Genomic DNA, 14,205 nt, shown 5'->3' on the forward strand with positions numbered 1-14,205 from the left:
TGGCATGGCGGCCGCACTCAAACCAGGCTGCGCGTGATCTTTGCGGTGCTGCCAATCCACGTATCGAACAGCGCACTGTTGTTCACGCCATAGCGCTGGCTCTGCACGCCGATCCGGTGCAGGTGCCAGTCCGGGCCGCTGTGGCTGTGGTCGCTCTGCACGCTGACCGAGATCAGGGGCCCCAGATCCGGGCGTGCGGCGGGTGGCTTGAGGTCGAACATGACCAGCGCCAGCGCGGGGCGGCTGTCGGCAACACCGCGCAAGGCGTGTAGAAAGCTTTCCAGTGATGGCGCAATGGGACTGACGGGGGAGTCGCCGGTAACGCCGGCGTGGTCGATGCAAAGCGCATTCAAATTGTTGGAAAAGGCGGTGACGTCGACTTCGACGGCATTGGCGCCGTGATCGAGTGCGGCGTTGGCTTCGGCGATCGTGTTGGTGTTATGACCGAGAATGTAAAAGGGACTGGGGCCGAAATTGTGTGGCCCGGGCAGCAGACGCAGTTGCTGCTCCAGTAGCAATTTGGCGTTTTCACAGGTGCTATAGGTTTGGACCAGCGGGGCCAGCTGTTTTTGCAGCGCCACCACTTGTTGCAGCGACTCGCGACCGGGCTTGCCCGGATCGGGTGCCTGCGCATCCTGGCTATAAGCGGGTGCGTGCTCGATTGCGCTGATCTTTTGCTCGAGCGCCTGGACCTGCGCATACAGGCCGCTGCAATCCTGCACTTGCGCCAGCACATAGTTGCCGCTGCCTTCATGGTCGTGAACGCCACCGGCAGCGCAGGCGCCCGCGGTGGCGCTGCCGGCAAACGACAGGACCTGACACTTATTACACCAACGCAAGTTCGACTGGCCGCCGAATCCGCTCTGCGCTTTCAGTACGCTGTAGTTGCCGCTGCCGGTGTGGTTGTGGAAACCGCCGCTGGCGCAGTGGCCCATCGTACTGTTGCCTGCGAATGACAGTGCCTGATATTTATTACACCAGCGCCAGTCATCCTGGCCTGGAATGCTGGGGTCGGTATCGGCCAACGCATAGTTGCCGCTACCGATATGCGTGTGATTACCACCAGCCGGGCAGGCGCCTGCAGTGGCCGCGCCGGCAAACGCCAGGGCCTGGCACTTGTGACACCACATCCATTTATCCTGAATTGACATGATTTTTGCTCGGGCTGGGTTGGTGAACGCAACGCGTCGGCGGGGCCGCAAAACGGCGGAACCAGCCGCGTTCTGCGGCTTGATTGCCGCGCGCTGTCGATGCGTCGGCCGCTTTAGCTATCCTCGGCTGTGCAAAAGGCGGCTGTCGGTGCGCAAAGGGGAACAACAAAGAAAGACGCGATCAAGATCAAGCCATGGCGCCCCAGCGGCCGGCTACGTCGGCGTCGCCATCCAATGACAAACCATACAAGAGCCTTGAGTGTCCGGCCGTTAGTCGCGATGAGTTTGAGACGGATCAATGGTGTATTAAACATCTGTGCTTGAAATCACCTTTCATCCGTAACGGCAAACGCAGTGAGCTGCAAGGCGGCTGGTGGTAGCCTTGCCCGGGGAAATTTACACCAGGGAGGACAACCTGAAAGAGGCAGGCGCGTCGGCGCCGGGCAATGATTCAGCGTCAGGTCTGATCACCTCGGCCAGCTGCACGGTTGCGCGGATTATCAGGTGCTCCGCTCCCGCTTGCTGACCGGCTTCGAAGGGCAGTACCCACAAGGTCATGCCGGCTGCAAAAGTAAACGGCGCCTGCGCCGTCAAGCGCGCCTCTTTGCGCAAGGTGCGCGGTAGCGCCGCTTCGACGAAACGGTCGGCTAGCTTCTCGATCGGAAACAGCAGGCTCATGCCATGCCATTCACCAGCCACCGCCAGCTGCAGCGATTGATCCAGTACCTTCTGGCACCACGGCCAATCGCGTCATAGCGGGCCATCAGGCGACCGCCACGCCACGCCTTAAAATCGGCTGCTACCGTTGGCGATTGCGGTATCTGCGCAAGCAGCTGCAACAGTTCATGCTGAGCAGACGGTCGAGCGCATGCAAAAATGGGCGATGGACCGATTCCGGCACCGGCGCCTGAAATTGCGAAACATCGGCCACGCCGGCGGCGCGCCACCGCCCCTATGCGCGCAAACACACTGAACTCCCACCCCTGCGCCTCTATGATGGTGCATCGACAGTTGCCACGGCGACGCGTCCCACCACGGAGAATGTCATGACACGAACATCGCAAACCACCATGCAAGCGGCCCTGGTCGAACAATTTGGCAAACCACTGGTCTTGCGCGAAGTGCCGGTGCCGGTCCCCGGCCCTGGCCAGATCCTGGTGAAAACCGAAGCCTGCGGCGTCTGCCACACGGACCTGCATGCGGCCGCCGGCGACTGGCCGCTGCGGCCGACGCTGCCCTTTATTCCCGGGCATGAGGGCATCGGCATCGTTACCGCCATCGGCGCCGGCGTCAAGGCCGTGCGCGAAGGCGACCGGGTTGGTGTGCCCTGGCTGTATTCAGCCTGCGGCCATTGCGAGTATTGCCTGTCGGCGCGCGAAACCGTCTGCGCCGAGGCAGAGTTTGGCGGCTACTCGAAAAACGGCGGCTTTGCCGAGTTCATTCTGGCCGACCCCAACTACGTGGCGCACATTCCTGCCGGCCTCGCCCCGCGCGACGCCGCGCCGCTCATCTGCGCCGGCATTACGACCTATAAAGGCATCAAGGAAACCCAGGCCAAGCCGGGTGACTGGATCGTCATTTCCGGCATCGGCGGCCTCGGCCACCTGGGCGTGCAATACGCCCGTGCGATGGGGCTGCACGTGTGCGCCGTCGATGTCGATGATGGCAAACTGGCCCACGCCAAGCGCCTCGGCGCCGACGTCGTGGTCAACGCGCGTGACGGCGACGCCATCGGGGCGGTCAAGAAAGCCACCCACGGCGGCGCCCACGGCGTACTGATCACCGCGCCCTCGCTGGCTGCCTTTAAACAGGGTGTCGGCATGACGCGCAAGTTCGGCACCTGCGTGCTGGTCGGCTTGCCGCCGGGCGAATTTCCCACCCCGCTGTTCGATGTGGTCTCCAACTGCATCACCATCCGCGGCTCGTTCGTTGGCAACCGCCTCGATATGGCAGAAGCGCTGGCCTTCGCCGTCGATGGCAAGGTCAAGGCAGAGATCGAACTGCAACCGCTGTCCGCCATTAACAGTGTGTTCGAACGGCTTGAGCGCGGCGCGGTAGCTTCGCGGGTGGTGATCGATTTCGCCGCTGCCAGCTGACAGCGGTAGCGGACGACAGCGCCGTGCGCGCTGTCTGTCCGCCGCAATGCGTCCGCCTCGATCAGTCGGCTTTCCTTGCTGTGCCGACCAGCACCATCGCGGCCAGGCCGGCAAGCAGCAAGCAGATGCTGCCCGGTTCCGGAATAGCCGAAGGCGTTGCCGCCGGCGCCGGCATGCTCACGTGTGAAGCCACCATGCCATTGACGATCTCGAGACCGGCACTCATCCCCATTTTGGAGCCGGCCCAGGTATCGTTGCCGGCGCAGTCGGTCGAGGTCAGCTTCGAGCCGGCCGGGACCGACACATAGGAACTGGCGAACAGATTGCCGCAGGCGAAGCCCGAGCCGGCGCTCACGCGCCGGTCAGCGCTGGCGCTGCAGACGCAGCAGCAACCACGCCACCGCGCCGGTGATCGCCGCCGTGCAGGCGAGCACGATGACAAAGCCCTGCGGGTTCTGCGCCAGCGGCACGCCGCCCACATTCATGCCCAACAGGCCCGCGATCAGATTGATCGGCAGTGCCATCACTGTCACGATCGTCAACAGGAACAGGCTGCGGTTGTTGTCTTCGCTGGTCTGGGCGGCGATTTCTTCCTGCAGCAGCTTGATGCGTTCTTGCAGCGAACTCAAATCCGTGAGCACCACCGTGAATTCTTCGGTCGCCTGGCGCAGGCTCTGGCTGTCATCGCTGCTGATCCATGGCGGCGGTCGCTGCAGCAGGCGGAACAGGGCGGCTGGCTCCGGTGCCAGCAGGCGCTGCAGGCGCACCAGCACGCGCCGCAAGGCGCCCAGGTCTTCGCGTTTGCGGGTCAGGCGGCCAGCGAGCAGGCGGTCCTCGATGGTGTCGACGCGCGCCACCGCGTCGCGCACGATATTGACCAGCACATCGGCCTGGTCGTGCAGCAGGTGTACCAGCAACTGCACCGGGGAGGGCAGCAGCTCGCCGTGCTCGACCGCCTGGCGCAAGCGCTCGATCGATTCGAGCGGCTTGCGGCGCGCGCTGATGACACCGTAGGGCGTGACGTGCACCCACAGGGTGGAGATATCGGCGCTATCGAACGAAAAATTGTGCAGCACGTCGTTGACCACGGCGACCAGGGCGCCGTCGTCCATTTCGATGCGGGTCGAGCGCGAGCCCTGGTGCAGCATGTCGAAAAAATTCTCGCCGAGGTCGGTATGCGCACGCAGCCAGCGCTCGCTGGCCGCATTCGACAGATTAAAGTGCAGCCAGACGAACTGGCCGGGCAGGCCCTGGCGCATGCGCGCAATGCCGGCGCCGGCATCGATGTGGGTGCTGACCGGCCCTTCGCCGATCAGGAACCCCCAGACCAGTCCGGAGACATCGGAACCGTAGCTAAATGCAGGCAGGGACATGGCGCTTCCGTACAAGGAAAGTAATCGGCAATTGTAGTGTATGCGGGCCTGCGGCGGCGGCGTCAAGGCCGACCGCGCACGCCGTTTCAGCGCGCCTGGTCGGCCTGCTTTTTCCACATATCCCATGAACGAACGCTCAGCCGCTCCATCGTTTCCTCGGTCATTTTCGCTTCGCCTTCGGTCAGGAATGTGGGTGTGCCCAGTTTCAGGGCCTCGATTTCGATCCGCGCATTCTGTTCCGTGTAGACCGAGCGGAACACCGCCACCGGCACTGAGGCGCCGACGGCGGTGAAGCCGTGGCCGCGCATCAGCACCACCGCTGCCGGGCCCAGCTTGTCGGCCAGCTGGGCGCCCAGCCGCTCATTCTTGACCAGCAGATCGCTGTCCGCATGGGTAGCATTGCCATCACGGATATCGAACACTGGCGCGCCCTTGCCCAGAAAACCGCTCATGTGATAGACCGGCTTCAAGGGCACGCTGGTGATACTGAAGGGGATCACCGAGGCCGAGTGCGCATGCACCACTGACATCACCAGCGGGCGCGCCTTGTAGATTTCGCTGTGGATGAAGCGTTCGGCATACGGCTGGCGTGCATCGGTGCCGACCACTTTGCCGTCACGGTCGAATTCCATGATGTCGACAGGCTTGACGTCGGCAGGCGCGATGCTGCGTGCCATAAAAAAGTGGCTGGGGTCGACCGGGCTGCGGGCGCTGATATGGCCAAAGCCGTCGACCACGCCCTGCGCAAACAAAATCCGGTTGGCGTTGACCAGCTCGTCCACGACAGCCGCCGTCCGGCTGTCCCTGGGCGCCTGGGCGCCGGCCTGGGGCAGGGCCATCGCCGCTGCCATCGCTACCGTCACTACGCAAACATGCTTGATCACTGTGCTTCCTTTTCATGTCAATGGTCGACGCCCGCTGGCGTGACGCGCGCCCATGATAGCCGTCCGTGATCTGCATGCCAATATCGAGCGCCACCGCACTCCAGCACGTGCACTGCTGTAAGCTGCTATCTTATGAATATTAATGATGATTTTACCCAGCGCGTGGTGTTGCGCGAGCATGGCGCCGTCTGGACCGCCTCACCAACCGCCGGCGTCGAGCGCCGCATGCTTGACCGGGTGGGCGCCGAAGTGGCGCGCGCCACCAGCATCGTGCGCTATGCTGCCGGCGCCAGCTTCAAGCTGCACGTCCACGACGGCGGCGAAGAAATTTTCGTGCTGCAGGGGGTGTTTTCCGATGAGCGTGGCGACTACCCCGCCGGCAGTTACCTGCGCAACCCGCCCGGCAGCAGCCATGCGCCGTTTTCGCGCGATGGCTGCCTGCTGTTCGTCAAGCTGTGGCAGTTCGCCGCCGACGACAGCGCGCCGGTGCGCATCGATACCAGCGCGGCAGCGTGGTACCCGGGCATGGTGGCGGGACTGGCGGTGCAGCCCTTGCACGAGCACGACGGTGTCAGCACGGCGCTGGTGCGCTGGGCGCCGCACACCCGCTTTACCATGCACACCCATGTGGGCGGCGAGGAGATCCTGGTGCTCGACGGCGTGTTTCTCGATGAGAATGGCGCTTACCCGGCGGGGACCTGGCTGCGCAGCCCCCGGGGCAGCCGCCATACCCCGTACACGGGCGCCGAAGGCGCCACCATCTACGTCAAGGTAGGCGCCATCGGCGCGCCGTTGATGGCACTGACCGCTTAACTGTCAGCGAGGTTTCGTCACGCCTGGTCCGGAAGGGCTTAGAGGTTGTCAGGCGCGGCTAGCCGCGCAGACTGCGGCGCACGCGGGCAGCGCAACAGGCGCGCAGGTAACCGCGCAATTCATCCTGCACGATCGGCTTGCGAAAGAACACCACGCCGGGCGGCACGCCACCCCGTTGTTCCAGCTCTTGCTCCGTGAGGGCGCTGAGGAAGGCGATGTTGATGTCTTCCAGCATGGGGTCGGCCATGATGGTCTGGATCACCGTGTAGCCATCGATGCCTTCCATGACGATATCGGCCAGCAGCACATCGGGCTTGTGGCGGGCGATTTCGATCAGCGCCTGATAGCCGTTTTCACAAAAGCGCACTTCGGCGCCCAGGTCCCAGCCGCTCAGCCAGTTCTGGTACAGCATGCGCTGGGTGGCCACATCCTCCACCACCAAGATCGATGGCGGCGCTGGCGCTGCCGCCGCTGCCGTCATTGACGGCGATGGACTGCCGGCGGCGCGTTCGGCCGCCGTCGAGGCGCGCGTCGCCACCACGTCCTTGTAAGCGCGGACGGCGGCCAGCGGAATGCGCCGATGGCCGCCTTGCGTCTTCCACGCCGACAGCACCCCTGTTTCAACCAGTTGCTGTACCGAGGTGACGGAAATGCCGAGCAGGCCGGCGGCTTGTTGGGTCGTGCATACCTCGTTATTGGTCATGGTCTGGGATCAAGGAAGAAACGAAAACATACTGCTTGTGGCAGCGCTGCAGGCGAACTGCGCGCTGCGCCAGGCTGGCGGACAAATTTTTTCTCCGCAACACGCGGATCTTACCCGATTTTTGCTGTCTTTTAGCCGAACACATGAACAACTAAGCTTTCGCCACATAAAAATTCATTATAAATAACAAATTTGTTTAAATAAGACAGAAAAAGCCGTCAGTGTCGAATTTGTGAGTCATGGTTACATTTATTTATGGAATTCGTGAGAAGATTTGTTGTCGCCGAGAATTTGTCACCAAAAGTAAGCTCGGGCGCATCACTTCAACTAACCAGAGAGAATCTATGTCCCGCCACATTACTCCTGCTGTCCCGCTGATCCGCCGCCGCACTGCCGTGCTGGTGGGAATGGCCGTGCTGGCTTCCGCCGGCGCTCACGCGCAAGATGTTAGCCAGATGTTCAATGTCAGCGGCTTCGGCACCGTCGGCATGGTGCACAACTCGGTCAACACGGGCGACTATGTCGCCGATGTGTTTCAGCCGAATGGCGCGGGCTACACCAACCGCTCGTCGTTTACCGTCGACAGCAAGCTTGCCATGCAGGTCGATGCCAAGATCACTGACCAGTGGAGCGCAGTGCTGCAAGTGGTCTCGCGCGAGCGCGTCAATTCAGGCTATCTGCCGCGCGTCGAGTGGGCCAACATCAAGTATGCGATCACGCCGGAACTGAGCGTGCGCGTTGGCCGCGTCGCCATGGCCACCTTCATGAACTCGGAAACCCGCCTGGTCGGTTACGCCAATCCGTGGGTGCGCCCGCCGATCGAGACTTACAGCCTGCGCTCGACCACCAATTCGGACGGCATTGACGGCGCTTACCGCCATACTTTTGGCCCTGTCACGAATACGACCCAGGTCTGGTACGGCAAGATGGAAGTCGCTTCGGTCAGCTCCACCGGCGCCGTTTCCAACGGCGTGCGCGCGGAGAAAATCAAGGGCATCGCCGACAGCGCCGAGATGGGTGCATTGACGCTGCGCGCGGCGCTGACCAAGATTGACTTCCGTCTCAACGGCGCCGCCGGCACGTTTATTTATTCGCCAGCAAATGTCTACAACCTTGGCGCCACCTACGATCCAGGCAACTGGTTCGTGCTGGGCGAACTGACCAAGTCCGATTTCGGCACCGTCCAGCGCGCACAAAAGGCCGGCTATGTGACTGGCGGCTACCGCTTCAACAAATTTACGCCCTACATCACCTATTCGAAGGTCGATATCGATGACGGCCAGATCAATTTGGCCCTACGCGCCCAGCACACCGTCTCGGGCGGCCTGCGCTGGGACTTCCGCAAGAACTTTGCGCTCAAGGTGCAGCTCGACAAGGTGCAGCTGGAACCAGGCAGCAACGGCTTTTTCACCAACTCCAAGCCGGGCATGGCGGGCAGCAGTGCCAAGATTTTGTCCGGCACCATCGACTTCGTCTTTTAAAGGATTGCTCTCATGAAAAACAACACGCTGATGCGTTCTTCTTTGCTGGCGCTCGCTATGATGGCTGCCGGCAGCGCCGCTTTCGCCGAAACGGTGGTGGTGGTGTCCGCCAAGTCGGGCGCCAGCGCGCTCACCGCCGACCAGGTTGCCGACATTTTTCTCGGCAAATCGAATGTCCTGCCTGGTGGTGGCCAGGCGGTGCCGGTCGATCAGGCTGACGGCGCCCTGCGCGACGACTTTTATTCCAAGTCGACGGGCAAGACGGCGGCGCAGGTAAAAGCCTACTGGTCCAAGCAGATTTTCAGCGGCAAGGGCCAGCCGCCGAAGGAAGTGGGCGACAGCGCGGCCGTCAAGACGCTCGTTGCCAGCAACCCCAACATGATCGGTTATATCGACAAGGGCGCCCTTGACGGCAGCGTCAAGCCGGTACTGAGTCTCAAATAAAGTACCACGCCGGGGGCGCGCAGCCAGGCCGCTGCGGCGCTGCGTTGTTGCGTGCCCCCGTATGCAATCATCAGCCAGGACATCGCAATGAACATCAAGAACAGAATCTGGTCGCTGCCCATTATTTCCGCTGCCATATTCGGATTGGGGCTGGCCGTCTCGTCATACTATTCGACCATCGCGCTTGAGGCCATCGAGGCCACCGGCGCCGTCGATTATCCCGTGCTGAGCCAGTCGGGCATGCTGCGCGGCGATGTGCAGGCGCTGGCGGACGAGCTCAAGGGGGCGGTGCTCGAAGGCGACAAAAAACGGCTCGACACCATCGCCGAATCGGCCAACAAGATTCGCACCAAGATTACCCAGTACGGCGCCATCGCCGGGCAAAAGGCCAACAGCGAGCGCATTCTTACCGAATTTAACGCCTACTACACCGATGGCGCGGCCGCTGCCCGCATCATGCTCGAGGTCGACAAGGGCGATGTCCCCAGCGCCATCGCCAAGATGCAGGCATCGTTGGCCGCCATAAGCGGCGACCTGGAAAAAACCGTGGTCGCTGCCAATAAACAATTTAAAAACGGCGTCGCCTACAGCACCTCGCGCGTCCAGCTGGTGCTCACCATCAGTATTGCGGTGGCGGCGCTGGTCATCTGTTCACTGGTGCTGGTCGCCTGGTTCGTCATCCGCGCCATCTGGAGCCAGCTGGGCGGTGAGCCCGAATATGCGCGCAAGATTGCGCAAACGGTGGCGGCCGGCGACCTGTCGATCAGCATCGAATTCGATCCCCGTTATGGCGCCAGCCTGCTCGGTGCGCTGGCTGAAATGCGCGCGCGGCTCGAAGGCATCGTTGGCGGCATCCAGGGCGCGGCGGCGGAAATCCGCGTCGCCTCCGCCGAGATCGCCAGCGGCAACGCCAATCTGTCGGCGCGCACCGAGACGCAGGCCGGCAACATCGGCCGCGCCGCCCGTTCGATGGGCGACCTGACCGCCACCGTCCAGCACAATGCGGAAAGTGCGCGCCATGCCAACGAACTGGCCGACGCCGCCTCCGGCGTGGCCGCCAAGGGCGGGCGGGTGGTGGCCCAGGTGGTCGACACCATGAATGACATCAATGCCTCGGCGCGCAAGATCTCCGACATCATCGGCGTGATCGACTCGATTGCCTTCCAGACCAACATCCTTGCCCTGAATGCCGCCGTCGAAGCGGCGCGTGCCGGCGAGCAGGGCCGTGGCTTCGCCGTGGTCGCCAGCGAAGTGCGCAGTCTGGCGCACCGCAGCGCCAGCGCCGCCAAGGAAATCAAGCAGCTCATCGATGACTCCGCCACCAAGGTGAGCACCGGCTCGCGGCTGGTCGAAGATGCCGGCACGACGATGACGGAAATCGTTACCTCGGTCGAGCATGTCAGCAAGCTGATCGGTGAAATCAGTGCCTCCAGCCAGGAGCAGAGCAAGGGCCTGGAAAACCTCAGCCACAGTGTCGCCGAGATGGACGAGAGCACCCAGCAAAATGCGGCGATGACGGAGCAGGCGGCCGCTGCCGCCGACTCCTTGCAGGAGCAGGCCCAGCAGATGAGTGAAGCGGTCGGCGTCTTCAAGCTGCCCGCCGGCAGCGGCGGGGGCGCCGCCAAAGCGGGCAGTGCCAGCGCGGTGGCGGCGGCCAGACCGGCGCTTCGTCTGGTCGACCAGGCCGCTTGATCAAGCGCCGATTGTTGTCTACCTGCATCAGCAGGCCATCACGCATTGTCAGGCAAAACTGTGCGCAGTACACTCTCATGCCTTAGCCACGAAGGGCGCGGCAGGGAGGCAGCGATGCCGGACTTTTTACCCGCATTGACGGGTTTGCAATCATTATCCCAGCTACAGGATTGGCGGTCACCGGTGTCTTTCATGCTCATTGCGAGTTTCTGGCGCGGCCGTCAAGCCGCCCCTGGTTGGCCAGCCTGTCGGGCCTGTCGGGCTTATCGGGCTTATCGCGCTTTCTCGGCTGGCCTGACGGGGGCGCGCTGATGGCCGCCCTGCGTGGCAAGGTCTTGCTGCTCGACAGCCAGGCACGGCACCGGCGCCTGACCAGCGCCATGCTCACCGAGCTGGGCCTCGAGGTGTCGAATACCAACGACGCTGCCAGTGCGGTGGCGCTGGCCTTGACTGGCCACTTCGAGCTGCTGCTGATCGACTTGACCATCCCCTTTTTGGACGGTATCGACGCCAGCGCGACACTGCGCGCGGCCGGCTACGCGCGGCCCATCGTGGCGCTGACGGCGGCCCTGGTGGCGGCCGAGCAGCGCCACTATCTGGCGCGCGGATTTAGCCACTGCCTGATCAAACCGCTCGACAGTGGCGCGCTGGCGAGCCAGTTGGGCAGCCTGCTGGCGCCGGGCGGCGTCGCCAGTGCGACTGCCGGCGCGCCGCCGGTGCTGCTCGACATGGCGGTGCTGTGCGCGCTGTTTGCCGCCCGGCTGCCGGTGCAGGTCCAGCAGATGCAGGCGCTGGCGGCCCGCCACGAATGGCGCGCGGTGTCGAGAATTGCCCATTTTGTCAAAGGGGCGGGGGCCTCGTTTGACCACGGCGCCGAAGGCGAGCTGGCGGCCCGCCTCGATGCCGCCATCAGCAAGGGCGAACACGCGCTGGCGCAGGCCGCGCTGAACCGGCTGGCCGAGCGCATTGGCCTGGCCCCTTGAGACGGCCGTCGCCCCTTTGTATTTGATGTAAGTCAAGGATTTTAGCGCGCCCGCTTTTTACACTGACGCTTATCAAGGACACCGTTCAGTTTCGAGCAGTCCACATTCCGAAAAGCGCGCATGTCCCACCTCACCCTTTCAGCCGAGCAGGCGCCAGTCCGTTTCGATGCCGACCTGTTGCGCAACTTGCGCCGTGCCGGACCGCGCTACACGTCTTACCCCACGGCCGACCGTTTCAGCTCGCAATTTGGCTACCGCGATTATCTGGCGGCGGTGGCGGCGCGGCGTACGCGTGGCGCCGGCAAGCCGCTGTCGCTCTATCTGCACATCCCGTTTTGCGCATCGGTCTGCTACTACTGCGCCTGCAACAAGATCGTCACCCGCCGCACCGAAAAGGCAGCCCATTACCTCGCTTACCTGAAACGCGAGATCGCCATGCAGGCCGCGCTGTTTTCCGGCATGAACGAGGTGCGCCAGCTGCACCTGGGCGGCGGCACCCCCACTTACCTGAGCGACGCCCAGATCGACGAGCTGATGGCGCACCTGCACCGCCACTTCACCTTCGCCAGCGACGCCGCCGGTGAGTATGGCATCGAAGTCGATCCGCGCAGCGTGACGCCCGAGCGCATCGGCCGCCTGCGCCAGCAGGGTTTCAACCGCATCAGCCTGGGTGTGCAGGATTACGACGAAGCGGTACAGCGCGCCGTCAACCGCGTGCAGCCGCAGGCGCAGACCCAGGCCATTCTCGACGCCGCCCGCCAGCACGGCTTCCGCTCGGTGAACATCGATCTGATCTACGGCCTGCCCGAACAGAATGCGGCGACCATGGCGCACACGCTCGAGCGGGTGATCACGGCATCGCCCGACCGCATCGCCCTGTATCACTACGCCCATCTGCCGCACCTGTTCAAGCCGCAGCGCCGCATCGATACGGCGCGCCTGCCAGACGCCGACACCAGGCTCGCCATGCTGGGCCTGGCGATCGACCGGCTGGGCGCAGCCGGCTATGTATACATCGGCATGGACCATTTCGCCCGTCCCGACGACGAGCTGGCGGTGGCCCAGCGGCAGGGCCGCCTGCACCGCAATTTTCAGGGCTATTCGACGCACGCCGATGCCGATATCGTCGCCTGCGGGGTGTCGGCCATCGGTGCGGTGGGCATGAGCTACAGCCAGAATGTGAAGACGCTCGAGGCCTATTACGAACGGCTCGACCGCAACGAGCTGCCGATCGAGCGCGGCATCACCCTCTCGATGGACGACGCCCTGCGCCGCTCCATCATCGGGATGCTGATGTGCCAGTTCGAGCTGTCGATCGAGGCAGTCGAACAAGCCTTTCCGATCACCTTCGGCGATTATTTTGCCAGCGAGCTGGCACAGCTGCACCTGCTGCAGCAAGATGGTCTGGTCAGCGTCGGCCCCGAGTGGCTCAGCGTCAGTCCGAAGGGACGGCTGGTGATCCGCAATATCTGCATGGTGTTCGATCGTTATTTGGTATTACCGGGATCACCGGCAGCTCCGGCGGCGACGCTGGTGCCGCGCTTTTCCAGCACCGTCTAGCCGGTATCGACGCCGCCGCGCTGCGGTCTTTTCTGCCGCCGGTGCTGGCGCCATTGCTGGCCATGCTGCTGATCGGGCTGACCGTCAGCGTGCACTGTGCCGGCATGTGCGGCGGCATCGTCGGCGCTTTTTCGATGGCGCCCGGGCGGCCGCTTGGCGTGCCGCTCAAGCGCGCAGCGGCGGCGACAACGGCCTGCGTTTGATGGGCGCCGTTGCCGGCGCTGACACCGCGCACCTGCGGCGCGCTCAGGCCAGCGGACTGCAAGCCGTGGTGCCGGCCGCCATCGCCTTCAGGCGCGCCGGGTCGAGCAGGGTGATGCCGCGCTTGTCGACCGCCAGCAGGCCCAACTTTTTAAAACGGGCCAGCAGGCGGCTGATGCTCTCGATGGTCAAGCCCAAGTAGTTGCCGATGTCTTCACGCGACATACGCAGATCAAACTCGGTGGACGAATAACCGCGCGCCGCATAGCGCGTGGCCAGGTTGACCAGGAAAACCGAAAACCGCTGTTCGGCCCGCATGTTGCCCAGTAAAAGCATGACATTTTGTTCGCGCGTGATTTCCTGGCTCATGATGCGGTGGAAGTGGCGCAGCAGATTGGGTACTTCGCCAAACAGGCTTTCGAGCGCGGGGAAGGGGATTTCGCACACTTCGCAATCGTCGAGCGCGACGGCGTCGCACTGGTAGCGCTCTTCGCTGATGGCGTCCATGCCCAGCAGTTCACCAGCCATTTGAAAGCCGGTGATCTGTTCGTCGCCGCTGACGTCCACGTAGCAGGTTTTGAAGTGGCCGAAGCGGATCGCATACAGATGGCGAAACGGCTCGCCGCGCTGGTACAGGCGTTCGTCGCGCGCCACCCGGCGGCGGCGGCCGATGACCTGGTCGAGGCGTTCGATGTCGTCGTCGTCCAGGCCCATTGGCAAGCACAACTGGTGCATGCTGCAGCCGGCGCATCCCGCCTTGATGGCGTGGACAGTGACGGCGGCGGCGGAAAGCGGAAGGCGCATGGCGGCTCTTTACAAGAAAA

Annotated in this window: 14 protein-coding genes and 1 pseudogene; 8 read left to right on the top strand and 7 right to left on the bottom strand. The window is 63.5% G+C overall.

All coding sequences use genetic code 11. The features are described 5' to 3' along the window. Positions 1 to 17: 17 nt before the first annotated feature. Positions 18 to 1,151, bottom strand: coding sequence for a hypothetical protein (locus ACP7BZ_RS09675; RefSeq protein WP_426112488.1), 1,134 nt, complete (start codon positions 1,149 to 1,151; stop codon positions 18 to 20). 396 nt (positions 1,152 to 1,547) lie between these two features. Next, positions 1,548 to 1,880, bottom strand: a pseudogene (locus ACP7BZ_RS09680) (hypothetical protein); the annotation flags it as partial. 317 nt (positions 1,881 to 2,197) lie between these two features. Between ACP7BZ_RS09680 and ACP7BZ_RS09685 the strand changes: the two are divergent. After that, positions 2,198 to 3,247: a zinc-dependent alcohol dehydrogenase gene (locus tag ACP7BZ_RS09685; protein ID WP_426112490.1), complete on the top strand. Its 1,050-nt coding sequence runs from the start codon at positions 2,198 to 2,200 to the stop codon at positions 3,245 to 3,247. A gap of 61 nt (positions 3,248 to 3,308) precedes the next feature. Here the strand turns inward: ACP7BZ_RS09685 and ACP7BZ_RS09690 are convergent, their stop codons facing one another. The 3 genes from ACP7BZ_RS09690 to ACP7BZ_RS09700 form a co-directional block, all read right to left on the bottom strand. Next, positions 3,309 to 3,602 carry a PEP-CTERM sorting domain-containing protein gene (locus ACP7BZ_RS09690; protein WP_426112492.1) on the bottom strand — a complete coding sequence of 98 codons (294 nt, stop codon included), beginning with the start codon at positions 3,600 to 3,602 and terminating at the stop codon, positions 3,309 to 3,311. A gap of 7 nt (positions 3,603 to 3,609) precedes the next feature. Beyond that, the gene (locus tag ACP7BZ_RS09695; RefSeq protein ID WP_426112494.1) at positions 3,610 to 4,620 is read right to left on the bottom strand and encodes a transporter; all 1,011 of its coding nucleotides are present in this window, start codon (positions 4,618 to 4,620) and stop codon (positions 3,610 to 3,612) included. An 86-nt stretch (positions 4,621 to 4,706) separates the two neighbouring features. Next, complete coding sequence (locus tag ACP7BZ_RS09700; protein WP_426112496.1) at positions 4,707 to 5,504, bottom strand: class II aldolase/adducin family protein; 798 nt, start codon at positions 5,502 to 5,504, stop codon at positions 4,707 to 4,709. A 132-nt stretch (positions 5,505 to 5,636) separates the two neighbouring features. On the opposite strand from ACP7BZ_RS09700, the gene ACP7BZ_RS09705 reads away from it, so the two are divergent. Beyond that, positions 5,637 to 6,317 (top strand): cupin domain-containing protein, encoded by a 681-nt coding sequence (locus ACP7BZ_RS09705; protein ID WP_426112498.1) that lies wholly within the window; start codon positions 5,637 to 5,639, stop codon positions 6,315 to 6,317. Positions 6,318 to 6,375: 58 nt separating this feature from the next. On the opposite strand, the gene ACP7BZ_RS09710 is transcribed toward ACP7BZ_RS09705, so the two are convergent. After that, a complete protein-coding gene (locus tag ACP7BZ_RS09710) occupies positions 6,376 to 7,020 on the bottom strand; it encodes a response regulator (RefSeq protein ID WP_426112500.1) in 645 nt (214 codons plus the stop codon). Between the two features lie 344 nt (positions 7,021 to 7,364). Here ACP7BZ_RS09710 and ACP7BZ_RS09715 point away from each other — a divergent pair, with 344 nt between their 5' ends. The 6 genes from ACP7BZ_RS09715 (at position 7,365) to ACP7BZ_RS09740 (ending at position 13,383) form a co-directional block, all read left to right on the top strand. Next, complete coding sequence (locus tag ACP7BZ_RS09715; protein ID WP_426112502.1) at positions 7,365 to 8,501, top strand: hypothetical protein; 1,137 nt, start codon at positions 7,365 to 7,367, stop codon at positions 8,499 to 8,501. A 12-nt stretch (positions 8,502 to 8,513) separates the two neighbouring features. Further along, the gene (locus ACP7BZ_RS09720; protein ID WP_426112504.1) at positions 8,514 to 8,945 is read left to right on the top strand and encodes a phosphate ABC transporter substrate-binding protein; all 432 of its coding nucleotides are present in this window, start codon (positions 8,514 to 8,516) and stop codon (positions 8,943 to 8,945) included. 87 nt (positions 8,946 to 9,032) lie between these two features. Continuing rightward, positions 9,033 to 10,637 (top strand): methyl-accepting chemotaxis protein, encoded by a 1,605-nt coding sequence (locus tag ACP7BZ_RS09725; protein ID WP_426112506.1) that lies wholly within the window; start codon positions 9,033 to 9,035, stop codon positions 10,635 to 10,637. A 311-nt stretch (positions 10,638 to 10,948) separates the two neighbouring features. Continuing rightward, the gene (locus ACP7BZ_RS09730; protein ID WP_426112508.1) at positions 10,949 to 11,620 is read left to right on the top strand and encodes an Hpt domain-containing response regulator; all 672 of its coding nucleotides are present in this window, start codon (positions 10,949 to 10,951) and stop codon (positions 11,618 to 11,620) included. 120 nt (positions 11,621 to 11,740) lie between these two features. Further along, on the top strand, positions 11,741 to 13,180 hold the full coding sequence (hemN, locus tag ACP7BZ_RS09735; RefSeq protein WP_426112510.1) for an oxygen-independent coproporphyrinogen III oxidase: 1,440 nt from the start codon (positions 11,741 to 11,743) through the stop codon (positions 13,178 to 13,180). A gap of 41 nt (positions 13,181 to 13,221) precedes the next feature. Beyond that, positions 13,222 to 13,383 carry a sulfite exporter TauE/SafE family protein gene (locus ACP7BZ_RS09740; RefSeq protein ID WP_426112512.1) on the top strand — a complete coding sequence of 54 codons (162 nt, stop codon included), beginning with the start codon at positions 13,222 to 13,224 and terminating at the stop codon, positions 13,381 to 13,383. A gap of 43 nt (positions 13,384 to 13,426) precedes the next feature. Here ACP7BZ_RS09740 and fnr read toward each other — a convergent pair whose 3' ends face one another. Next, complete coding sequence (fnr, locus tag ACP7BZ_RS09745) at positions 13,427 to 14,185, bottom strand: fumarate/nitrate reduction transcriptional regulator Fnr (RefSeq protein ID WP_426112514.1); 759 nt, start codon at positions 14,183 to 14,185, stop codon at positions 13,427 to 13,429. Positions 14,186 to 14,205: the final 20 nt, after the last annotated feature.

Origin of the sequence: Massilia sp. PWRC2, from assembly GCF_049896725.1 — a bacterium.
Taxonomy (GTDB): domain Bacteria; phylum Pseudomonadota; class Gammaproteobacteria; order Burkholderiales; family Burkholderiaceae_D; genus JAFCUW01.